This is a genomic window from Mycobacterium sp. ML4 (assembly GCF_054515735.1).
Genome location: NZ_JBTNSY010000081.1, coordinates 1 through 1236, shown reverse-complemented (window position 1 = coordinate 1236; position 1236 = coordinate 1). Strand labels below are relative to the sequence as shown.

Below are 1236 nucleotides of genomic sequence, written 5' to 3'. Positions count from 1 at the left end.
AAACAGCACCTCCAAGCGCTGCTTAGGGGACGTCTCCAAGGCGGTCACCGACATAACCCCATCATCGCACTGGGGTACGACAAGCCCTGGCTGCCTAATCCCAGCCCCCGAATGACCGTCATTGTTTTCCGGGCGGGACAGCCCGATCGGTTGCCAACCGCTGCCCGCCGCGGCGATCAGCCCCGGTGGTCAGGTGGTCTTGCGCTCGGGCCGAGCGCCGCGATCATTCTGCCGGTGGAGTACGCAACGGCGATCCGGTGAACTTGTCGGGATTCGCTATGTCCCAGAGCGCGACCACCTTGCCGTCGCGCACCGTCATCGCCGTGATGCGCGGCGCCATCTCACGGCGGCCTTCTGAAGCGGGGAATCCCGTTGTGTAGGAACCTAATTCGCCGTTGACCAGTGCCAGATTATTGGCGGTGTAGAACGCATCGCCGTAACGACGGGCCAGACCCATCATGAAACGGACCACCTTGTCCGCCCCGCGGATGACCTGAACCGCGGTCGGCGCCTTGCCGTTCGAGTCGCCGGTCAACGTCACATCAGGGTGCAGCAGCGACACGACGGTGTCGATGTCGCCGGCGGCCATCGCAGCCATCAACTTGCCGACCACCTCGGCGTGGCTGGGATCCGGCTTCGGCGGCGGCGCCGCGGCGACAGTTTTGCGGGCCCGGGACGCGAGTTGCCGGGCCGAGGCTTCGCTGGTGCCAAGCACCTCGGCCACTTCGGCGAACGGCACCGCGAAACCGTCGTGCAAAACGAACGCCACCCGCTGATCGGGGCTGAGGTGCTCCAGCACCACCATGGCGGCGAACCGCGCGTCCTCTCCGGCCACCACCGCCGACAGCGGGTCGCCCGGATCCAACCCCGTGACGACCGGCTCGGGTAGCCAGTTGCCGGTGTAGGTCTCCCGCCGGTGTGCGGCCGAGCGCAACTTGTCCAGGGCCAAACGGCTCACCACCGTGGTCAGCCAGGCACGCAGATCATGGATGGGGCCGTCCTGGGTGTTCCACCGCAGCCACGCCTCCTGGACTATGTCCTCGGCGTCGGCCACGGTTCCGGTGAGCCGGTAGGCGACCGACATCAGATGCGGTCGCAGCGCCTCGAATTCGGTGACCTGAGTGGTCGCGACCATAAGTTGAGGGTAACCCGGTGACGGCGAGCGGCCCCACGGCGCGAGTAAGGAACCGGGCACTCAATACCCGCTCGGTGACGGCGAGCGCCCCAGGGCGCGAG

Annotated in this window: 1 protein-coding gene; it reads right to left on the bottom strand. The window is 67.0% G+C overall.

Features of this window, described 5'->3' with window-relative positions:
* Nucleotides 1-223: 223 nt before the first annotated feature.
* A complete protein-coding gene (locus tag ACX9NE_RS29285; RefSeq protein WP_459365271.1) occupies nucleotides 224-1135 on the bottom strand; it encodes a sigma-70 family RNA polymerase sigma factor in 912 nt (303 codons plus the stop codon).
* Between the last annotated feature and the right edge of the window lie 101 nt (nucleotides 1136-1236).

Excerpts from the sequence above, each read along its gene's own strand:
- ACX9NE_RS29285 (WP_459365271.1), bottom strand. The coding sequence starts at position 1,135 with ATGGTCGCGACCACTCAGGTCACCGAATTCGAGGCGCTGCGACCGCAT.